Here is a 20,256-nt window from a genome sequence, read left to right on the forward strand (position 1 = left end):
TGCAACGCGGAAATTCGCTCAAAAGGCCGGCCTCTGTAACGAGACCGTGATATCTCAAAAACGACACCGATCTAATCGATCTGATCGCCGATTCTGGCCAGGGACTCTTCCCTGCCGAGCACCGCCAGAACATCGAATACGCCCGGCGATGTTGCGCGGCCGGTGAGTGCAGCGCGCAAGGGTTGTGCGATCTTGCCCAGCTTCAAGCCCGTTGATTCTGCGTGGGCGCGGATGGCGGCGTCGAGGCTTTCGACCGTCCATTCAGAAGCCTGTTGAAGCGCGGGCAGGGCCCCCCTAAGAATGGCGCGGCCCTCCTCGTTGAGAAGCGAGGCGGCCTTTTCGTCGAGCGCCAGAGGACGCGCGGCGAAAATGAACTTAGCGCCATCGGCGAGTTCTACAAGGGTTTTTGCGCGATCTTTGAGGCCAGGCATGGCGGAAAGCAGCTGGCCGCGCCTGATATCATCAAGTTGGACAAGCAATTCGGGCCCACCCTCGATTTCAGGCAGCACGGCGATGAGCGCATCGAAAAGCGCCTTGTCGTCGCTCGCGCGCATATAATGGCCGTTGATCGCCTCCAGCTTCTGGAAGTCGAAGCGCGCCGCGCCCTTGTTGATGTCCTTCACGTCGAACCATTCGATCATCTGTTCGGTCGACATGATCTCGTCGTCGCCATGGCTCCAGCCGAGGCGGACGAGATAATTGCGCAACGCTGCCGGCATATAGCCCATGGCGCGATAGGCCTCGACGCCGAGCGCGCCATGGCGCTTGGAAAGCTTTGCGCCGTCAGGTCCGTGGATGAGCGGGATATGCGACATGGACGGCACCGGCCAGCCCATGGCGTTATAGATGATTGTCTGGCGCGCGGCATTGGTCAGGTGGTCGTCGCCGCGGATGATGTGGGTGACGCCCATGTCATGATCGTCAACCACGACGGCATGCATGTAAGTGGGCGTGCCGTCGGAGCGCAGGATGATAAAATCATCGAGATCCTTGTTGGGGAAGCGGACTTCGCCCTGCACCTCGTCATACACCACGGTCTCGCCCGTCTGCGGCGCCTTGATGCGGATGACCGGCTTTACGCCGACGGGCGCTTCGGAAGGATCGCGGTCGCGCCAGCGCCCGTCATAGCGGGGAGGGCGTCCTTCCGCGCGGGCCTGTTCGCGCATATCTTCGAGTTCTTGTGGCGTGGCGTAGCAATAATAAGCCTTGCCCTTGGCGACGAGATCTTCGGCGACTTCCCGGTGGCGCGGCGCGCGCTCGAACTGCGAGATGGCGTCGCCGTCCCAGTCGAGACCGAGCCAGCGCAGACCGTCGAGAATGGCCGTAACGGCAGCCTCTGACGAGCGCTCGCGGTCGGTATCCTCGATGCGCAGCAGCATCTTGCCGCCGGTGTGCTTTGCATAAAGCCAGTTGAACAGCGCCGTGCGCGCGCCGCCGATATGCAGGAAGCCGGTGGGCGAGGGCGCAAAGCGGGTAATCACGGGTGAGGACATGATAACTCCGGTGGGTGTGGGGCATCCGTTCACCGAAAGCCCCACTCGATTTCGGTTGGCGTTCATGTAGCATAGGTGGCTGGCGGTGCAAGTGTAGCGTATGGGCGCCGGGCGGGGATGATGAGAGGCGGGAGCGACACGGAGGAGGTCGACGAGCGGGCGCTGGTAAAGCCGCCGGCCTATTTCCTGCTGCCTGCGGTTACGCCGCGCGAACCCGACCCCGCCGAAAGTCCCGCCAGGCTACCCCTGGTCACGCTGCCGTCACGCGCGACCGTTCTTTCGCGTATCCGGGTATTCAGGGCCTCCTTTATCGCCCTGTTCGGCGAGGAGGACGAGCTTGGCACACGCTTCCTCTTCCTGCCCGTCTTCGCGGGCATGGGCGTCATCTTTTACTTCTCGCTCGCCTTCGAGCCTCGATGGCAGGCGTTGCTCTCGGGGCTCGCCGTCCTCGTCTCGTTGCGCATTCTCGCGCGGCAGCGGCAGGTCATGGCCTATGCGCTCACCTTCGCCATCGCCGTCGTCGCCGGCATGGTGGCGGCGAAGACGGAAACGATGCTGCGCGCGACGCCGATGCTGGGTGCTGACGTCACCACGCGGGTGACGGGGCGCATCGCCGCCATGGAACAGAACATCGATGGCACCTGGCGCGTGACGCTGGACGTGCTTGCCACCGCGCGGCCGAAGCTTCGCTATGCGCCCGAGCGCATCCGCGTTACCGCCCGCGATTTGCCGGCCATGGCCGATATCGGCTCCGGCCTTTCCGGCTTCGTGCGTCTGAGGGCACAGTCGGGGCCCGTGCGGCCCGGAAATTATGATTTCGCCTTCCACGCCTATTTCAACGGCATCGGCGCGAACGGCTTTTTTCTGGGTACGCCGAAGAGCGTGGCGGTTCCCGCACCAACCGGGTATGGCGACCGGCTGTCGCTGTGGGTTTCGGCTCTGCGACAGGGAATCGGAACCAGTATCGTGACAAATCTCGAGGGCGAGGAAGGTGCCATCGCCGCGGCGCTGATATCCGGCCAACGCGACGGCATCAGCGAGGAGACGAACGAAGCGCTGCGTCTGTCCGGCCTTGCGCACATCATCTCGATTTCGGGCCTGCACATGGCGCTGGCGGGAGGCCTCGTCATGTTGGTGGTGCGGGCCGTGGCCGCGCTCTTTCCCGGCCTTGCCATGCGCCACCCTGTGAAGAAATATGCGGCGGGCGCTGCACTGGCGGCTTCGGCCTTCTACCTTATGCTCTCGGGCGCGGATGTGGCGGCGCAGCGCAGCTTCATCATGCTGGCGGTGATGCTCGTCGCCGTGATGATGGACCGCGCCGCCATCACCATGCGCAATCTGGCGATTGCCGCGCTCATCACCATCGTCTTTGTGCCGCATGAACTGCTGGGGCCGAGCTTCCAGATGTCGTTCTCCGCCACCGCCGCGCTCATCGCGGCCTTTGCCTGGTGGACCGACCGGAGGCGGAACCGGGACGAGGACGCGCCTCGCTCCTCCTTCGCCGCGCGCGGCTTCCTTCATAAGATGATCACCTCGGTTGGCGCGACCGCCGCGACATCTGCGATTGCGGGAACGGCGAGCGGCATTTTCGCGCTCTATCATTTCAACAACACCGCGCCGCTGGGCCTGCTCGGCAATGTGCTGGCGCTGCCGGTCATATCGGTGACGGTCATGCCTTTCGCGGTGCTGAGCCTGCTGGCCATGCCGTTTGACCTTGAATGGCTGCCCTTGCAGGTGATGGGCGCAGGCATCGAGGTGGTCAAATGGATCGCGCATCAGGTGGCCGCGATCTCTCCCCATGCCAATCCGGGTATCATGCCGGTTTCGACACTGCTTTTGTGGTCGGGCGGCCTGGTGCTGGTGATGTTCCTGAGAACCCATTTGCGTGCCGTCTCGCTCGTCATCTTTGCGGCTGGGCTTGTCTTTTATGTCAGGGAAACAGGTCCGGATCTGATCCTCTCGGACAATGGCCGGCTCGTCGCGCTGCGTACATCGGACGGAACGCTCGCGATCAACCGCAAGCAGCCATCGAAATTCCTGATCGAAAATTGGAGCAAGGCTTACGACGCCACCGGAATCGTCAAGCCAGCGACAAATGCGGGGGAATTCTCGCCGGATAGCTTCCTTTGCGAGGATGGCGTCTGCGTAGCCGAGATGCGCAACGGGCAGACGCTCGCCTATACTGATACGCTGCAGGGAAGAAGCATAGCCTGCGCCATCGGCGACATGGTCATTCTCGCCGTTGCAGGCAAGAACCTTTCCTGCAACGGCGAAGGGAAGACCGTCATCACCCTCAGGGATCTCGCCATCAAGGGAACGCTCGAAGCGAGGCTATCGGACCCGACAAGAAGCGAGACTCAACTCCTCTACGCCATCGGGCCGCCGGAACGCCCATGGAACCTGCACCGGCTCTATTCCCGTGCCGCGCGCGGCCTGCCCGAGAAGACATTGAACCGCGAACGAACCGGGCGAAAGTCATCGGGGCGAACGGACACGCTCGCGCCCGGCACCGATCAATAGCGCCGGATGAGCCCGACCAGCTTGCCCTGCACACGCACCCTGTCCGGTCCGAAGATACGCGTTTCATAGGCGGGGTTCGCCGCTTCGAGCGCGATGGATGCTCCCTTGCGGCGGAAGCGCTTCAGCGTGGCTTCTTCGTCATCGACAAGCGCCACGACGATCTCACCGGGATTGGCCGTTTCGCCGCGCCGGATGACGACCGTATCGCCATCGAATATGCCGGCATCGATCATCGAATCGCCCTTCACCTCCAGGGCGTAATGATCGCCGGGGCCGATCATCTCGGGTGGCAGGCTGATGACATGAGTCTGGTTCTGGATGGCGGCGATGGGAACGCCCGCAGCAATGCGCCCCATGACAGGCACCTGCACGGCGGAAGAAGGTGCGGCCTCTTCCTCCGCCCGCGAGGCGATACGGGGGCGGGCAGGAGCTTGTGCTGCCGGGTTGCGTCCAAGGCTTCCCTCGATGACGCTCGGCGCAAACTTCTTCTGCGCATTGAGGCCCGGCGCGATCGAATCGGGGAGCCGCACCACTTCCAGCGCGCGGGCGCGATTGGGCAGGCGGCGGATGAAACCGCGCTCCTCCAGCGCCGTGATAAGCCGATGAATGCCTGATTTCGACGCAAGATCAAGCGCCTGCTTCATCTCGTCGAAGGAGGGGGGGATTCCGGTTTCCTTCAACCGCTCGTGGATGAAAAGCAGAAGTTCATGTTGCTTGCGCGTCAGCATCGAGTGGTTCCTTCAAGGGAATCGGAACAAAAACAAACCCAGAACAAACACTATCTGTTCCAGTCTTGTTCCGCAAGCGTTTTAAACTGGTTAAGTTTGGGGGAGCAGTGGAGGCGCGAAAATTATTTGGGAATTTAGAAGGCGAAATTTACGCAATTAAGTGGGAATATGAGCGGTTAAGTGGTTGAAAAGACTGCGTAATTTTTTTGAACCCGCGAGATTGTCGATTTTCGGAAAAACCGCATTCCCATTTAATTGTGAACTCATTGATTTCATTGAGGTTTTTTGGAACCTTGGGGAGAAGTGCAGTTCCATAATCTGCGGGTTGGGGACCCTATTGGGGACCTTCGCTGTCGTGAAGAAAAACGTCAAATGAATGGGTGGCGTCCTCTAGCTCACCACTCTCTATCTTCTTCAGGATCGCGTCAGCTATTGCGACACGATCAAATAAGCCATTCTCCTCCCCAACGAAGCCTGCCTCACGTATGAGACGTTCCAATTGGTACTCAAAGTTCAAGAAGGCTTGTGCCCAATCATTGTATCGGCGAGGGTCCTTCGAGGGATCAAAGCGGTCTTTATGTATGTCATAGAGAGCTAAAAAAACGTGCAGGATGACCTGCTTTTCCCGTTGGGTAGCTACATAATTGATTTCATTATTAAATGCGGCCTCTGGACCGTATTTATCTATCAACTCGTATTGCAAACGCCAAGGAACAGTTTCACGCCTACGCCACGAAGAAATCGTTTGTTTTGCAACGCCTAACGCGCTCGCCAGAGCGGTATCGGTTTCCGTTCTGGTAAGCCGCTTCAGGGTGGAAATATATACGTCAATTCGTTTTGTCATTTGTTGCGTGTTGACAAGTACGCAAAATGAAGTCATGACTTCAATATGAGTACAAAGCCAAGCACCCTCCGTTCTTTGGACGCCGGCCCCGAATTGCTCCAAGCGATTCGAGGTGGGCTCATAATTCAAGGTACTTCTCTCTCACGATGGTGCCGTGAAAACAATGTTGACCGCGTCTGGGCATCGGACGCTATTCGAGGGAAGCGTAACGGCCCAAAAGCGGTCGCTCTCCGTAACAGACTGGTTGCCATAGCGGAGCAACCATGATGAAGAATTCGTCTTGGATATCAACGGTAGAATTTGCGGAACTTGCCGGAATCCATAGGCGTGTAGCAAATCGTATTTGCCGCCAGATTTCCGAAGAGAAAACCCAGGTCTGGCGCGGCGCTTCCCTCGAAGTCCGCACCATCGACGGGCAGGGCGGCAAGTCGGGCATTCAGTATCAGGTGAAGGTTTCCAGCCTTCCGATGCTCCTTCAGGACCGTTTAAATGCCCTTCAAAGCTCCCCTGAAGACGTTTTAAGCATCCGTTTCGGCGAGCAGGCGCAGCGGGAGCGCAACTGGAAATACGACGTCATCCGGCCAATTCTGGAGCATCCAAAGCACTCTGCCGGGCGGGAGGCCGAAATCAACCGGCTGAAAAATACCCAGAAACTGGACTGGAACGGTAAACACAGGCTCCTGACCAAAAGTACGCTCTATCGCTGGGTTCAGGAGTTTGAGGCGAGCGGCGGCTCCGTTCATGTCCTCGCGAGGGGAGTGCGTGTGGACAAAGGCAAGCGCCGTGTCTGGGTCAGCAAGCAGTTTACCGACCATGTTCCGCTGGACATGGAGATGAAGAAGACGATCCACGCCGACCTCAAAACCTATGTGCAGGGCCTTCTCGCGGGCGGTGCGCAATTCAAGCAGACCTTGGTGCTGGCGGCGGAAAAGCTCAAGGAAATCTGCAAGGCCTACGGTGCCGTGATCGGTGATCCGGCCTTGATCGGGACGGTTTTTCGTGTTCCGCACGCCTTCGTGCAGGAGGAAATGCACTTCAAGGCGGTCTACCGGCACAACCGGGACCGCAAGGCCAGCGAGGACAAAGCGCCGCGCATTCGCCGCACCACGAAGAACCTCGCCCCGATGGAAATCGTCGTCATGGACGTTCATCACATCAACGTGCTGATGACGCGGGAGGACGGTTCTACGGCGACACCTAAACTGTTGGCTTTCCATGATATTGCGACCAATAGGGTCTATTGGGAAATTGTCTTCTTCGAGGAGCGCGGCGGGGTTCGCAACGCGGATGTCATCCACGCCTTCGTCAACATGTGCCAGGACCCGGCGTTCGGCGTTCCGCAGTTTCTCTATGTCGATAACGGTTCGGAATACGGCTTCGCCGACGATCTGGAAGACGCCTTGAAGCTCGGCTGCAAGGTCTCGGCCTTCAATGGCGAGGAAGATCGCAATCGTGTCATCCGGGCACGGGCTTATAATGCGGCGGCGAAGCATGTGGAGGGCTGGTTCCGGCAGATGAACCAGCAATATTTCCGGCACATTCAAGGCTGGATCGACGATGATCGCATGAACCCGAAGCGTCCAGCCATGGGCAAGCTGCCAGCGCCGTTCAACCACGGGTTCGACGCCTTTTGCGATACGGTACGGGCCTATGTGCGCGCCTATGAGCACATGCCGCAGAAGGGCGCGTTGAAAGGAAAATCGCCCGCCATGGCCTTCAAGGCGCATGTGGAGGCGGGCTGGAAGGCGACGGTTCTGGACCCCGAAAGCCTGCTGACGGTTTTCACCCGGCCCGAAACCCGCGTGGTGGAAAAGCATTCCATTCGCGTCAAGGGCGGCGAGCCTTGGGTTTGCGATGGCTTGCTGGAATATCACGGGCGCAAGGTCATCGTGCATATCCCGAAATATCACGGTTTCTCGGCGTTGTTGGTGACGGACGAGGCGGGCAACCACATCGGCATTGCCACGCGGGATGAAGCCTATGATGTGCTGGACGCGCGCGGGGCCAAGGAAAGCGCCCGCCGCAAGTCGCTTCGCAACAAGAGCCTGACCAAGCTGGCTAAATCGGTTCCGCATATCGATGCCGGTGCGGAACTTGTCGCCTTTGGCGAGAAGCAGTTGCCCGTGGTGCCGAACGAACCGGACGGCGTGATTTCAGTGACGGGGCCAGCGTCGGATGGGCGGGCGCTTTTGCCGGTTTCGGCCATCAAGAATTCCCGCCAGGAGCGCGACGAAGAACTCCGCCGTCGCAATGCCGAAGTCTCCCGGATAGCGGAACAATTTTTTGGAGGACGCAAAGCATCATGAGCAGTCTGCCTTCGCATATACCGGAAACGTTGATCGAAACGGATACGGTAGGCCTTGTTCGCAATACCGTCCGCATGGCGCGCGATCTTGGCGTGACCATGCATATCGTGGGCCGTCCGGGCACCGGCAAGACATCCGCGCTCTGGCACATCGCGCAGGAGTTCAACGGAACTTACGTTGAAATCGACGGCGCTCATAAAAAGATTAAAGGAATGCTGGAACTGCTTCTGCAGAGCAAGCGGCTCTGGGACCGGGAACAGCATACAACCCAACTGGCGGACGCGGTTCAGCGAGCTTTTCAACCACGGCATACCATTGTCGAAGGTGCTGGTTGGGAATATGTGCCCCAGCTTTTGATCGTTGATGAAGTCCAGACGCTTGAAGCGACAGCCGTTCGGGAACTGGTGCGCATACAGGAGCGCTGCCAGCTTGCTCTTGTGATTGCCGGAAACGAAGAACGGCTTGCGGGAACGAACAAGGAAATCGACACGCTGGAACAGAACGAGAGACGCATTGCTGCCCGCTGCGTGTTGCCGGGGCCGTCGAAGCGGGACTGCGAATTGATCGGCGCCAGCTTCAATGTCGAGGGAAAGGACGCCTATGCCTTCGTTGTCGAATACGGCCTGGCAACGAATTTCGGCGACCTGAACTATCTTCTGACCTTTGCCGAAAGGCTTACCGGCGGTGTGGTCGGCATCCGGCTGAACCATTTGCTGGATGCTCATCGCTTGATCGGGAAAAATTTGAAATTCAACAAGGAGTTAGGACGCCGAAAAGGCGCTGCCTAACCTCACGACAAGTTCACATACCCCGAAATCCAAGGCTCCGCGTCGTTGTCGCGGTGTGGGCGGAGCTTTGTCTGAAATACCCGGCGTATCTGCATTGCGTTGCGCCGGTTCAACAATCACCAGTGAGGAAAGTGGGAAAATGTCAGTTACCAGAACGGAAAGTTATAGTGGGTTCGGAGAACTCATGGATACGATGGATTCCGCAGTCTCCATGATAAAAGCCTTCGGAAGAATGCTCGAATACACGCTGCGGACGGGCGATGACGTGAGCGACATCAGCTATGGCGTCGAGAGAATCCTTGATCAGCAGTGCGAAGATTTGGGCTTTCTCCGCGACGCCATCAGCGGCCAGTACGAGCGGTTGAAGGAAAGCAAGCTTGAAATCAGGGATATTGCGCTCACGGCAAAGTGGGCTGCCGTCAGTCCTGAAATCGCAAGACGTGTTATCAGCATTGCAACCGGCATCGGGCTGGAAGAGCGCGATGGCAATAACCCGAGTGAAACGGTCGAGATTGGATATCGGAGTTCCATTCTCAACGCCATGCAGAATGTAGCGAATGTCAAAGCAATCGCTACGGAAACAGGCGTAGGGGAGGATAAAGTGGAGGCCATTCTGAATAAGGCGCTGGTTCTCCGCCCTGGCGAGGAGAGGTTTCTGAGCGAGCCGGAGCCTCCCATAGCAGAGACGCGGGAGCATTCCTTCAACGAGGCATTCGGCCATCAGGTCGCCATGGCGAATATGGGAGCCTGACATGGCGGGTCGTGCAAAATCATCTGGCATTTCGAAAAAGCAGATTGCGCTGCTGCACGTCGCCAAGCGCGACTTGTGTCTAACCGAAGACGATTACCGGGCGATTCTCGCCCGGTACGGCAATTGCGAAAGCAGCGCCGATCTCGACGCCACAGGCTTCGATTATGTCATGCGGTATTTCACAGCGCTCGGGTTCCGCTCCACCTGGACGAAGCGGACCTATGGAAACCGTCCGAACATGGCGTCTCCGGCGCAGGTCGATTTGATCCGCTCCCTGTGGCGGCAGTTTACCGGTAGCGACGATCCCGAAGACCGGGAACTCAACCGCTGGCTCAATCGCTTTCATCATGTGTCAGCCTTGCGCTTCGTGGACACAGCCAAGGCGAAGAAGATCATCCCGGCGCTGAAAGCAATGGTCGCCCGCAAACAGGATCAAATTTGAAGGCGGTTTGAAGGGCTTGGGCGCGTTTCTCGTGCTCGCGGCCTTTCTGTGTACGGTAGCGCTGCCTCTCGCGTGTCAGCGGCAATTTTAAAGGATTTGCCGGTAGCGGCGTTTCAGGGTAATAAAGAACTCGCGTCGAGCCATCACGTTACGCCTGTCTTGAACAGCGAGGATGATCTACGGCCCCCCCGGCGCTTTTTTCTTTGCAGAATTCTGCGGTTTGCCAAAATAGGCGTTTCCGTGTAGCTTTAAGTTGCGCTGAGCAGGAAGCGAGCCCCCAGCGGGCTTTGGGATTGGCATTTCCGGCCCCCCGGCGCATTCTCCTCTCAAATTCAGCCACACCCCTGCCAAGGCAGGCATGATCATGGATGCCGTGGCGGGCATAATAATCCGGTAAATCTCGCGAGAGGCCGGATATGAGTTGCTTTTCCCCTTTTCTCCCTTTGCAGGTGCGCCGATGACGGGGCAGCCGGGTGCTTCCGCCGATATCGTCGCCATGAGCGCCGCCGCGCTTCCCGTGGCGGATGCCGCTGTTCCGGAGTGGCTGCATGTTCTCCCGCTGGGCGAGTTTTCCGGCGTGGACGGGCGCGGCCCCTATCGCAACGACGATCCCGGCGCGCTGATATCGCGGTTTCATGAGGAAGGCCGCAAGCTTGCCGTCGATGAAAACCATTCGACGGACCTTGCCGCCAAGAAAGGGTTTTCCGCCCCGGCGCGCGGCTGGATCGTGGAATTGCAGAAACGCGATGACGGTATCTGGGGCCGCGTCGAATGGACGCCGGAAGGCCGTGCGCTGATGCAGAGCAAGGCTTACGGCTATGTCTCGCCGGTTTTCATTTCGGCCGCCAAGGCCCCTCTCGTCGTTCGCAAGCTCTTGCGCGTAGCGCTGACGAACGATCCCAACCTCACGTCACTCAAGGCGCTGCATTCGGCGCGGAAAGGGCCAGACATGGACCATGAGCAATTGCTTTCAGCGCTTCGCACGGCTTTGGACCTTGGGGCCGAAGCCGATGGCGCGGCCATTCTCGACGCGGTGAACAAGCTTTCCCAAAGCCGCCATAGCGCCGATCCCGCCCAGTTCGTGCCGATTGCGATGTTTCAGGCGACGGTGGCCGAACTCAACAAGCTGCGCTCGGGCATTTCGCAGGAAAACGCGGAACGCATTGCTGACGCGGCCATCCGGAACGGCAAGCTCCTGCCGTTCATGCGCGACTGGGCGGTCAATCTTTGTCAGGCGAACAAGGCGGCATTCGACGATTTCCTTGAAGGCGCAGGAAAGCCGGTGGGCGAGTTCATCACCTCGCTGCAAACCAAGTACGACTTCAAGCACTCCCAGCTCAACGGCAAAACCGGCGACGCGCAATTGGGTGAGGTGCATCGCAATCTCGGGCACAGCGCCGAAGACGTGAAAACCTATGGCGGAAAGGCTGACAAATGATCATCGACGCAAGCTCGCTACGCGACCTCTTCACCGGTTTCAGCACCTCCTTCAACAAGGGTATCGGCGCGGCCCCGAGCCGCTGGGACAAGGTAGCCATGAAGGTTCCGTCCTCGGCGGCGGGCAACAATTATTCCTGGCTGACCGATTTCCCCGGCATTCGCGAATGGGTTGGCGACCGCATCGTGCATTCCCTTTCCGCCGCCCGCTATGTGGTGGAAAACAAGGAATTCGAACTGACGGTCGGCGTCCGGCGCAAGGATATCGAGGACGATCAATACGGTATCTACGGCAAGCGGTTCGAAGGTATCGGCTATGAAACCGCGATGCACCCCGACGATCTCGTGTTCTCGCTTCTCGGGCAGGGCACGGTAACGAGGTGCTTCGATGGGCAGTATTTCTTCGATCCCGATCATCCGAATTATGATGAACAGGGCAAGGAAATCTCCGCGTCCAACTTCACCGCAGGCGATGGGCCGGCGTGGTATCTGGTCGATGGCAGCAAGCCCTTGATGCCGATGATCTATCAGGAGCGCCAGCCATTCGTTTTCGAGCAGATCACCAACAACGAGGACAGCTATGTTTTCATGAAGGGCGAGTATCTCTACGGTACGCGGGGCCGCTCCAATGCGGGTTTTGGTCTGTGGCAGCTTGCCTATTGCAGCAGGGCTGAACTTACCTCGGCCAATTTCGTCGCCGCCAAGGTCGCGATGGCTTCCTATCGCCGTTCGAGCGGCAAGACGCTCGGCATCGCACCGACGCACATGGTCGTACCGCCTGTGCTGGAAGAGAAGGCGCGCCAGCTCCTTAATGCCACGCTCATCAATGGCGGCGAAAGCAATGTCTGGGCGGGTTCCGTCGAACTCATCGTCACCCCGTATTTGTGAGGTGCAACGCATGAAGGATGCAGCCAGCGGTATGGAAGCGCAATTACGGGAACTCCTGGGCGACGAGGATTTTCTGAAACTGGTCGAGAATTACGGCGGCATACGCCTGTTTGTTCCGTCGTTCGGTGCCAACGAGATGACCAATGTCGAGAGGGTGCTTGGGGCGGATGCGGCTCGAAAGCTGGCGGAACTTTGGGGCGGGGATTACTTGGTCCCGCCTCTCGCGAGAACCTTCCGGGCAATCCGCTATCAGCGAGACGGCCTGTCCAATGCGAAGATCGCCCAGAGGCTTGGCATTACGGAAAGCGGCGTGGTGCGGATATTCAGTCGGGAAAATGCCGCGAGGCGCGTGAGGCGCGAGAAACTCCGGGGCGGTCTGGATACAGCGGGGTCGACACGCTCCGGCTCTACGATAGCCTAAATCTCTGGCATGGCGCGACGCGCGGGATTATTGCCAAATGATCTTGCGCGCGTTGCCATCTGATTTTGCACCGATTGCGCATGAAGGCTGAAAGGGCACGGTATGGACCGTTTGGAAAAATGCCACCAGTGCGGCAAGCTCGCTCTTGAAGGCGAGATGATCACGATCACTGTTTCCGAGTACGAATCGCTGAAGAGCGCCGCCGCCTCAACGAATAGGAGGAAAGCCATCGCAGGCTATCGGGCGGCTTCCAGTTCGAAGATTGGCCGCACTCCGGAACTGGCGGAATTCATTATCGAGTGCGCGGCCACGATGACAGTTGCTGAAATTGCGATGGCTTGCCGCGAGAAATTCGGGGACAAAACCCCGTCATGGTCCTCGATCTATCGCTTCGTGGCCGCGATGAAGAGGCACCGCCAGATTTGAAGCGACACCTACTATCAGTGATTTGTCGGCTACGTCCTGCCACGATTAAATAAAACCGCAGCTTCCTGAACGTTCCCGCAAATTCCCACATGTTCGGGATTAATTAGAGGATATCCACTGCATGACCTTGTCCGAAAGTCTGCAACTTACTGCGCAGACCTTCGGCTCGGGCTCATGCCCGCTAAATATCCAGCTCTTCCACGAAAGCCGCGCGTTCTTGGATGAAGCGGAAGCGGGCGTCGGGGCGGGTGCCCATCAGATCGTCCACGATGGTCCGCGTTTCCGCCGCCGCGTCCCCGGCGATCTCGACGCGCAGCAGCGTGCGCTTCTTCGGGTCCATGGTGGTTTCCTTCAATTGCTCGGCGCGCATTTCGCCAAGGCCCTTGAAGCGGCCGATTTCGATCTTGCCCTTGCCGGTGAACTCGGTCTTGAGCAACTCTTCCTTGTGCGCGTCGTCACGGGCATAAGCGGTCTTGCCGCCCTGGCTGATGCGGTAGAGCGGCGGCACGGCGAGATAAAGATGCCCGCCATGGATCAGTTCCGGCATTTCCTGGTAGAAGAAGGTGATGAGCAGCGATGCGATATGCGCGCCGTCCACATCAGCGTCGGTCATGATGATGATGCGCTCGTAGCGCAGGTCCTCCTCGCGGTATTTCGAGCGCGTGCCACAGCCGAGCGCCTGGATGAGGTCGGCGATCTGCTGGTTGGCGGAGAGCTTGTCGCGTCCGGCACTCGCGACGTTCAAGATCTTGCCGCGCAGGGGCAAAATGGCCTGCGTCGCGCGATCGCGCGCCTGCTTGGCGGATCCACCAGCCGAATCGCCCTCGACGATGAAGATTTCCGCGCCCGCCGCCGCGTTCTGCGTACAGTCGGCGAGCTTGCCAGGCAGGCGCAGCTTGCGCGTGGCGCTCTTGCGTACTGTCTCCTTTTCCTGCCGCCGGCGCACGCGCTCCTCGGCGCGCTCGACCACCCAGTCGAGAAGCTTGGAGGCCTCCTGCGGCGAGGCGGCGAGCCAATGGTCGAACGGGTCGCGGATGGCGTTCTCGACGATGCGCTGCGCCTCGGTCGTCGCCAGGCGGTCCTTGGTCTGGCCGACGAATTCCGGCTCGCGGATGAAGACGGAGAGCATGGCCGCCCCTGAAATCATCACGTCGTCGGTGGTAATGATCGAGGCACGCTTGTTGTTGGTCAGCTCCGCATAGGCTTTGAGGCCGCGCGTGATGGCAAGCCGGAAGCCCGCCTCATGCGTGCCGCCTTCCGCTGTCGGAATCGTGTTGCAGTAGGAATTCACGAAGCCGTCGCCGCCATGCCAGGTGATGGCCCATTCCACCGCGCCATGGCCGCCCTGTTTCTCGGTCTTTCCGGCGAAGATTTCGCGCGTGACCTGGTATTCCCCATCGAGCGAGGCGGCGAGATAGTCCTTGAGGCCGCCGGGGAAGTGGAAGACGGCCTTTTCCGGCGTATCCTTCTTGGGACCGAGCAGCGAGGGATCGCAGCTCCAGCGGATTTCGACACCGCCGAAGAGATAGGCCTTCGAGCGGGCCATGCGATAGAGCCGCGCCGGGTCGAACTTGACTTGTTTGCCGAAAATATCCGGATCCGGGTGGAAGCGCACCCGCGTGCCGCGCCGGTTGTGCACCTCGCCCAGTTCCTCGATGTCGCCTTGCGGGATGCCGCGCGAGAAACGCTGGCGGTAGAGCCTGCGCCCGCGCGCCACTTCCACCTCGAGAAAATCCGAGAGCGCATTGACCACCGAGACGCCCACGCCGTGCAGGCCGCCGGAAGTCTCATAGGCCTTGCCGTCGAACTTGCCGCCGGCGTGGAGCTTGGTCATGATGACTTCGAGCGTCGACTTGCCCGGCACCTGCGGATGGTTCTCGACCGGAATGCCGCGCCCATTGTCGGTGACCGTCAGGAAGCCCTCGGCATCGAGATTGACGTCGATGAAATCCGCATGGCCTGCCACCGCCTCGTCCATGGAGTTGTCGATGACTTCGGCGAAGAGATGGTGCAGCGCCTTTTCATCCGTGCCGCCGATATACATGCCGGGACGCAGTCGAACGGGCTCAAGGCCCTCGAGCACGCGGATGGCCGAGGCGTTGTACTCGTCACTATCGCCGCGTGGGGGCGTGCTGCGGGCCGCAGGCGCCTTCAGCGGAACGGCCACCGCCGGGGCCGCCGTCGGGCTGGCCGCTGCCTGGCGTTCACGCGCATTGCTGACAACCTGTGAGAATAGATCGTTACTGTCGTCCATGTGGTGCGACCGGCCCCGTTTCAGTCATTGGTTTGCGCAAGTCCGGACGGAAAACCGCTTCACACTTTTCCTCGACTTGCACAGTCAAACTCGAATCATCCAGATAGTGCCATGCTTCGCCGCCAAAGGCGACAAAGGTTCGCCATACGTTCCTGGCTTCCGCCCAGGATATCCGGGATTATTGCCGCTCTATTGCGGCAGTATGGGAGGAAAAGTCAAATTTGCCGCGCGGGCCGGGCGGGGAAGGGGCATGGCGAAGGCTTCCGCAATGGCGTATGGATGGGCCTTCATCCCCGTTTGCGCTGAGGCCCCCATGCAGGAAAAGACGGAAAATCCAGCCATGCAGCCCCATGTCAAGGGCATGATCGTCATGGCGAGTGCGATGCTGTTCCTGCCGCTGCTCGACGCGATCGGTAAATGGCTCTCCACCATGGACAGCGTGCCGCCGGCGACCGTTTCCTTTTCGCGCTTTGTTATTCAGGCGCTGCTGACGGTCGCGATCCTCCTGGCGATGGGCGGCTGGCGCGGGCTGGCGACGCACAATCTCAGCGGCAATCTCATCCGCGGCGCGCTGATGGGTATCGGCAGCCTCTGCTTCTTCACGGCGGTCAAATATATGCCGCTCGCCGACGCCATCGCCATCTTCTTCGTCGAGCCGCTGCTGCTGACGCTTTCCTCGGCGGTGGTGCTGAAGGAACAGGTGGGCTGGCGGCGCCTGACTGCCGTTGCCGTGGGCTTCATCGGCACGCTGATCGTGGTGCAGCCGAGCTTCGAGCTCTTCGGCTGGGTGTCGCTGCTGCCACTCGGCACGGCGACGTGCTTTGCGACCTATCTCACCATGAACCGCAAATATGGCGTCGCCGACAGCCCGATGGTGATGCAGTTCTATGCGGGGGTCGGCGGCGTACTGTTCACTGCGCCGGTGATTCTCGTCGGCGAACTCGCCGGCCATCCGGATATGGGCTTCGGCCTCGCCACGCTGCCGCTCTCCTGGGGGCTGCTGGCGGCAATGGGCGCGATCGCAACCATCGGTCATCTGCTGGTGGTGCAGGCCTTCCGCCTCGCGCCCGCCTCGATGCTTGCGCCGTTCCAATATCTTGAGATCGTCATGGCGGTGCTGGTCGGGCTTTTCGTCTTCGGCGAGTTCCCGACGCCATCGAAATGGCTGGGCATCCTCATCATCGCGGGCTCGGGCATCTATGTCTTCATGCGCGAGCGCCGCGTGAAGGAAGGGGCAGGGGAGGCCGCTATCGCCTGATCAGCGCTTGATCGCCCCGAACACGCTTTCGAACCCCCGCGCAAGCGCCACGTCCACATCGTCCATCGTCACCGGCAGGCCGAGATCGACGAGGCTGGTGACGCCGTGCTCGATGACGCCGCAGGGCACGATGCCGCCGAAATTGGCAAGCTCCGGCTCCACATTGATGGCGATGCCGTGGAAGCTCACCCAGCGGCGCAGGCGGATGCCGATGGCCGCGATCTTGTCTTCCGCCAGAGACCCGTCGGCAACGCGCGGCTTTTCCGGCCGCGTCACCCACACGCCGACGCGATCCTCCCGCCGCTCGCCCTTGACGTTGAATTCCGCCAGCGTGCGGATGATCCATTCCTCAAGCGCGGTGATGAAGGCGCGCACATCCTCGCGGCGGCGCTTTAAATCCAGCATGACATAGGCCACGCGCTGGCCCGGGCCGTGATAGGTATATTCCCCGCCGCGCCCAGTCTCGAAGACGGGAAACCGGTTGGGCACGAGCAAGTCGCTTGGCCGGGCGCTCGTACCGGCGGTGTAGAGCGGCGGGTGCTCGACGAGCCAGATGAGATCCGATGCGGTCCCCTCGCGAATAGCAGCCACCCGCGCGTCCATGAAGGCGAGGGCGGCAGGATAATCAGTAAGCCCCTCCGCCACGAGCCACTCGACCGGCGGCGAGCCGTCCGCGGGGAAAAAATTTGCGGGGAGGGAGGAACGCTCCTTGCGTTCACGAGCGGGTGGGGTTGGCTGGAGTTCGGCAATGGAGGCATTTGTCGTCATGGTCTTCCATATGGACCGTTTGTCGTCGAACTTCCAGCCCTCGGTGCTCCCGGTTTGCTGCAGTCTAGCCTTCCGGATGATGGTACGGCCTGTTTCGGGCGGCAAAATCTATCCCGCGACATGCAAAACGGCGCGCTTGACAGTTAGCGCATAGATTGCATATGTTATGACATGCACATTATTAATGTTTTATCGAAATATCTTAATATCGGAGAGTTATAATGTCCGTAAAATTAAATCCAATTGGTGCGGCTACCATATCTAATTCAAGCCAAGATTATAAGCCTTACTTCGTAAATCTTCATAGGAAAAATAAGACATTTTATATATTGAGCGGTGTTTTGGATGGATTCGCCCTGCAGCGAAAAGGGACGGCCGTTACATCGGTAACTTATGCTAATGGAAAAGTAGAAGCGTCATCACCAATATCGCTATCTGAAACTCACGCAATGGTAGCGATACATGAAATAAAGCAGCTTATGTATGGTGGCCCATTTTCTGCTTTCGTTCCGCCCGCTGATTTCAGCATAAAAGTTTATGATATGCGAAATAACTTTAAACAGATCGACACAATACACCTCCCAAGGCCAAGTGGCGTAGAATATAATCTTCAAGTTGTATCACTGCAGTGCTACTGGAACTTCCTTGTCGTTGGAGTTGATCCGTTCGGTGGAACCAGCGAGGATATGAAGAGTATAATATATATAATTAACTTAAATGACTATTCAGAAATTAATTATTATTATGATGACGATGTAAATGGGGATGGAATTAGAAATTTCAGTATTTTTATGGATAAGTTATACTGGGTGACGTTTAATTCATCGCTTTTGTCTTGGTATGACCTTAAAAAGAAAGTTGGCGACGGCATGTTTATCGCCTCCTGGCAGGAGCAGGCATATCCCGATGGTTCTGCCGTCGATAGAACAGGCGGCCGGATATTCATACCAAACTCTAAGTATAAAATGGAGGTGTATGACATAACGGTCACTCCGCCACTTTGGAAAAGCGAATTTCCGATACCGGTCTCGGTTTCCTCCATAGATATAGATCCATTTCGCAGGCTCATCTACCTGTGTGGCTACGATGGCCATTTGGTTGTGGTGGATTCAAAGGCGGAGAGTGTTTTGCAGCCTATATATCGACCGACTCCGACTGCGCTGCTTTCGGTGGCTGTTCACGAATATGATCATGTCGTATGCACCGTCAGCCCAGACGATAAGCAGGCATTCCTGTACCAGCAAGTAGATGTCGCATAAACGCGGCGTAGCGTAGGCAGCTGGAAAGCGCTCTTCGCGTGAGATATGGCGCGCATTCTGACAATCAGTATGCGGCCTCTGTTGCCCGGCTGTCAGGCAACCAAGCTGTGGCAAGTGCATGGCCATTTAGCGCCGGTATTCACAGGCGACCATTTTCATGCGGATCCAATGGGGTGCGAAGAACCAACGTGTTCCACGCATGCCCAAGCCTTGGGACACCTGTTCATGTAATTTATTGGAATCTATAAGAAACATTGCTTGGAAAGCTTCTAGATGGTGCGGTCGAGAAGACTCGAACTTCCACGGGTTGCCCCACAGCGACCTCAACGCTGCGCGTCTACCAATTCCGCCACGACCGCTCCGTGGTAGGGCCGAACTCATCGGCTCGCGGCATGTAGCAAATCGGGGTGGGGGCCGCAAGCCCAATATCGGATCATTTTGATCTTTTTTCACAAGGGCTAAAAAACAGCCGGCAAAACGGCTTCGGGAGGCCATGTTATCCACAGCGCTCAGACCAAAACCTTCTGCAAACGCTTGATATCGTTGAGATGCTTGATCGTTTCCTCGTAGCCGATGGCGATGGCTTCGTCGGCGCGGTGGAATTCCGTCAGGCCAATATGCCCCACCGTCGGGAGGAGCGAGATATCCGCGGGATCGCCGGCCATGCGGGCGCGGGAAATGCGGTCCTGTATGATGTTGAAGGCTTCCATCATCACGCCTGTTATGCCCATGCGCGTCTCCGCTGCTGTCGCGCGGCGGCCCGTGGTTTCGGCTGACAGCATCTGTTCCTGCTGCTGGTTGATGTGCTTCACCACTGCGGCCCGGCCGAACTGATCGTAATGCAGGTTGACGGCCAGCACGAGTGGCTGCTCGTTCGCGCGGCACACGGAAACAGGGACGGGGTTGACCAGCGCGCCGTCCACCAGCAACCGGCTGCCCAGGCGCACCGGCTCGAAAATGCCGGGGAGGGCATAGGAGGCGCGCATCGCCATTACGAGCGAGCCATTCGCCAGCCAGATCTCATGGCCCGTGCGCAGTTCGGTGCAGACGGCGGTGAAAGGCTTCGGCAGATCGGCGAAGGTGACATTGTCCAGATGTTCGCGCAGGCGGCTGTCCAGCTTCATGCCGCCGAACAGGCCGCTGCCGCGCAGCGTTATGTCGAGGAGATTGAACATGCGCCGCCGCGTCAGGCTGCGGGCGAATTCTTCCAGCTCATTGAGCTTTCCAGCGAGATAGCAGCCTCCGACAAGCGCGCCGATGGAGGTGCCGGCGATCATGGATATCTCGACGCCGGCTTCGTCGAGGGCGCGAAGCACGCCGATATGCGTCCATCCGCGCGCGGCGCCTCCGCCGAGGGCCAGCGCAATCGGGGTCTTCCGCTCCTCCTGGAGCATGGAGGCGGGCGCATCCGGCAGGCCGGAAGCGTTCTTCACCTCACCATTTTCCGCGTTGCCATTCGCCTGACGGTTCTTCCGCGAAACCCACTCGAGCACGCCACATACTCCTCAATGAAACCGGCTGGATTTTATAAGGAATAAGGTATCGAATGACTAAATGCTGCAGAAAAATGGCTGTCCACCCGGGCAACACGGGGTTTTGATGGAGTGACGCATGCTGCGCGGGTGCAGAATGGCGAGTAAACCGATCCGCACGATGAGTTTGTCGAACCAATT

The 20,256-nt window shown here is 59.0% G+C and carries 17 protein-coding genes and 1 tRNA gene; 11 read left to right on the forward strand and 7 right to left on the reverse strand.

Features of this window, described 5'->3' with window-relative positions; all coding sequences use genetic code 11:
• Window positions 1-71 precede the first annotated feature (71 nt).
• The gene (gene gltX, locus IEX53_RS03700; RefSeq protein ID WP_188821551.1) at window positions 72-1,493 is read right to left on the reverse strand and encodes a glutamate--tRNA ligase; all 1,422 of its coding nucleotides are present in this window, start codon (window positions 1,491-1,493) and stop codon (window positions 72-74) included.
• A 117-nt stretch (window positions 1,494-1,610) separates the two neighbouring features.
• Between gltX and IEX53_RS03705 the strand changes: the two genes are divergently transcribed.
• Window positions 1,611-4,013, forward strand: a complete 2,403-nt coding sequence (locus tag IEX53_RS03705) for a ComEC/Rec2 family competence protein (protein ID WP_188821553.1) — start codon at window positions 1,611-1,613, stop codon at window positions 4,011-4,013.
• Here IEX53_RS03705 and lexA read toward each other — a convergent pair.
• Together lexA and IEX53_RS03715 are read right to left on the reverse strand one after the other, a co-directional pair.
• A complete protein-coding gene (gene lexA / locus IEX53_RS03710) occupies window positions 4,007-4,741 on the reverse strand; it encodes a transcriptional repressor LexA (protein ID WP_188821555.1) in 735 nt (244 codons plus the stop codon). The two genes, IEX53_RS03705 and lexA, sit on opposite strands and share 7 nt — an antisense overlap.
• Before the next feature lie 334 nt (window positions 4,742-5,075).
• Window positions 5,076-5,714 carry a helix-turn-helix domain-containing protein gene (locus IEX53_RS03715; RefSeq protein ID WP_188821557.1) on the reverse strand — a complete coding sequence of 213 codons (639 nt, stop codon included), beginning with the start codon at window positions 5,712-5,714 and terminating at the stop codon, window positions 5,076-5,078.
• A gap of 134 nt (window positions 5,715-5,848) precedes the next feature.
• On the opposite strand from IEX53_RS03715, the gene IEX53_RS03720 reads away from it, so the two are divergent.
• From IEX53_RS03720 to IEX53_RS03755, 8 genes are all read left to right on the forward strand, one after another.
• On the forward strand, window positions 5,849-7,891 hold the full coding sequence (locus IEX53_RS03720) for a hypothetical protein (RefSeq protein WP_188821559.1): 2,043 nt from the start codon (window positions 5,849-5,851) through the stop codon (window positions 7,889-7,891).
• 74 nt (window positions 7,892-7,965) lie between these two features.
• The gene (locus tag IEX53_RS03725) at window positions 7,966-8,679 is read left to right on the forward strand and encodes an AAA family ATPase (protein ID WP_188821561.1); all 714 of its coding nucleotides are present in this window, start codon (window positions 7,966-7,968) and stop codon (window positions 8,677-8,679) included.
• Window positions 8,680-8,863: 184 nt separating this feature from the next.
• A complete protein-coding gene (locus tag IEX53_RS03730) occupies window positions 8,864-9,430 on the forward strand; it encodes a hypothetical protein (protein ID WP_188821563.1) in 567 nt (188 codons plus the stop codon).
• A gap of 1 nt (window position 9,431) precedes the next feature.
• The gene (locus tag IEX53_RS03735; protein ID WP_188821565.1) at window positions 9,432-9,872 is read left to right on the forward strand and encodes a regulatory protein GemA; all 441 of its coding nucleotides are present in this window, start codon (window positions 9,432-9,434) and stop codon (window positions 9,870-9,872) included.
• A 457-nt stretch (window positions 9,873-10,329) separates the two neighbouring features.
• The gene (locus IEX53_RS03740) at window positions 10,330-11,310 is read left to right on the forward strand and encodes a phage protease (RefSeq protein ID WP_188821567.1); all 981 of its coding nucleotides are present in this window, start codon (window positions 10,330-10,332) and stop codon (window positions 11,308-11,310) included.
• Window positions 11,307-12,197: a Mu-like prophage major head subunit gpT family protein gene (locus tag IEX53_RS03745; RefSeq protein WP_188821569.1), complete on the forward strand. Its 891-nt coding sequence runs from the start codon at window positions 11,307-11,309 to the stop codon at window positions 12,195-12,197. Before IEX53_RS03740 ends, IEX53_RS03745 begins: the two co-directional genes overlap by 4 nt.
• A 10-nt stretch (window positions 12,198-12,207) precedes the next feature.
• Window positions 12,208-12,618, forward strand: a complete 411-nt coding sequence (locus IEX53_RS03750; RefSeq protein ID WP_188821571.1) for a hypothetical protein — start codon at window positions 12,208-12,210, stop codon at window positions 12,616-12,618.
• 102 nt (window positions 12,619-12,720) lie between these two features.
• Window positions 12,721-13,044, forward strand: coding sequence for a hypothetical protein (locus IEX53_RS03755; RefSeq protein WP_188821573.1), 324 nt, complete (start codon window positions 12,721-12,723; stop codon window positions 13,042-13,044).
• Between the two features lie 181 nt (window positions 13,045-13,225).
• Here the strand turns inward: IEX53_RS03755 and parE are convergent, their stop codons facing one another.
• Entirely contained in the window at window positions 13,226-15,298 is a 2,073-nt protein-coding gene (parE, locus tag IEX53_RS03760; protein WP_188821575.1) for a DNA topoisomerase IV subunit B, read from the reverse strand.
• Window positions 15,299-15,611: 313 nt separating this feature from the next.
• Between parE and IEX53_RS03765 the strand changes: the two genes are divergently transcribed.
• Window positions 15,612-16,556 (forward strand): DMT family transporter, encoded by a 945-nt coding sequence (locus IEX53_RS03765; protein ID WP_373288555.1) that lies wholly within the window; start codon window positions 15,612-15,614, stop codon window positions 16,554-16,556.
• Here IEX53_RS03765 and lipB read toward each other — a convergent pair whose 3' ends face one another.
• The gene (gene lipB, locus IEX53_RS03770) at window positions 16,557-17,306 is read right to left on the reverse strand and encodes a lipoyl(octanoyl) transferase LipB (RefSeq protein WP_373288556.1); all 750 of its coding nucleotides are present in this window, start codon (window positions 17,304-17,306) and stop codon (window positions 16,557-16,559) included. It lies immediately after the preceding gene.
• A gap of 239 nt (window positions 17,307-17,545) precedes the next feature.
• Here lipB and IEX53_RS03775 point away from each other — a divergent pair, with 239 nt between their 5' ends.
• On the forward strand, window positions 17,546-18,583 hold the full coding sequence (locus IEX53_RS03775; protein WP_188821579.1) for a YncE family protein: 1,038 nt from the start codon (window positions 17,546-17,548) through the stop codon (window positions 18,581-18,583).
• A 274-nt stretch (window positions 18,584-18,857) separates the two neighbouring features.
• Here IEX53_RS03775 and IEX53_RS03780 read toward each other — a convergent pair.
• Window positions 18,858-18,942 (reverse strand) — tRNA-Leu (locus IEX53_RS03780).
• Between the two features lie 150 nt (window positions 18,943-19,092).
• Window positions 19,093-20,076 (reverse strand): patatin family protein, encoded by a 984-nt coding sequence (locus tag IEX53_RS03785; protein ID WP_188821581.1) that lies wholly within the window; start codon window positions 20,074-20,076, stop codon window positions 19,093-19,095.
• Between the last annotated feature and the right edge of the window lie 180 nt (window positions 20,077-20,256).

It is taken from the genome of Paramesorhizobium endophyticum, from assembly GCF_014640615.1.
GTDB classification, from domain to species: Bacteria; Pseudomonadota; Alphaproteobacteria; order Rhizobiales; family Rhizobiaceae; genus Paramesorhizobium; species Paramesorhizobium endophyticum.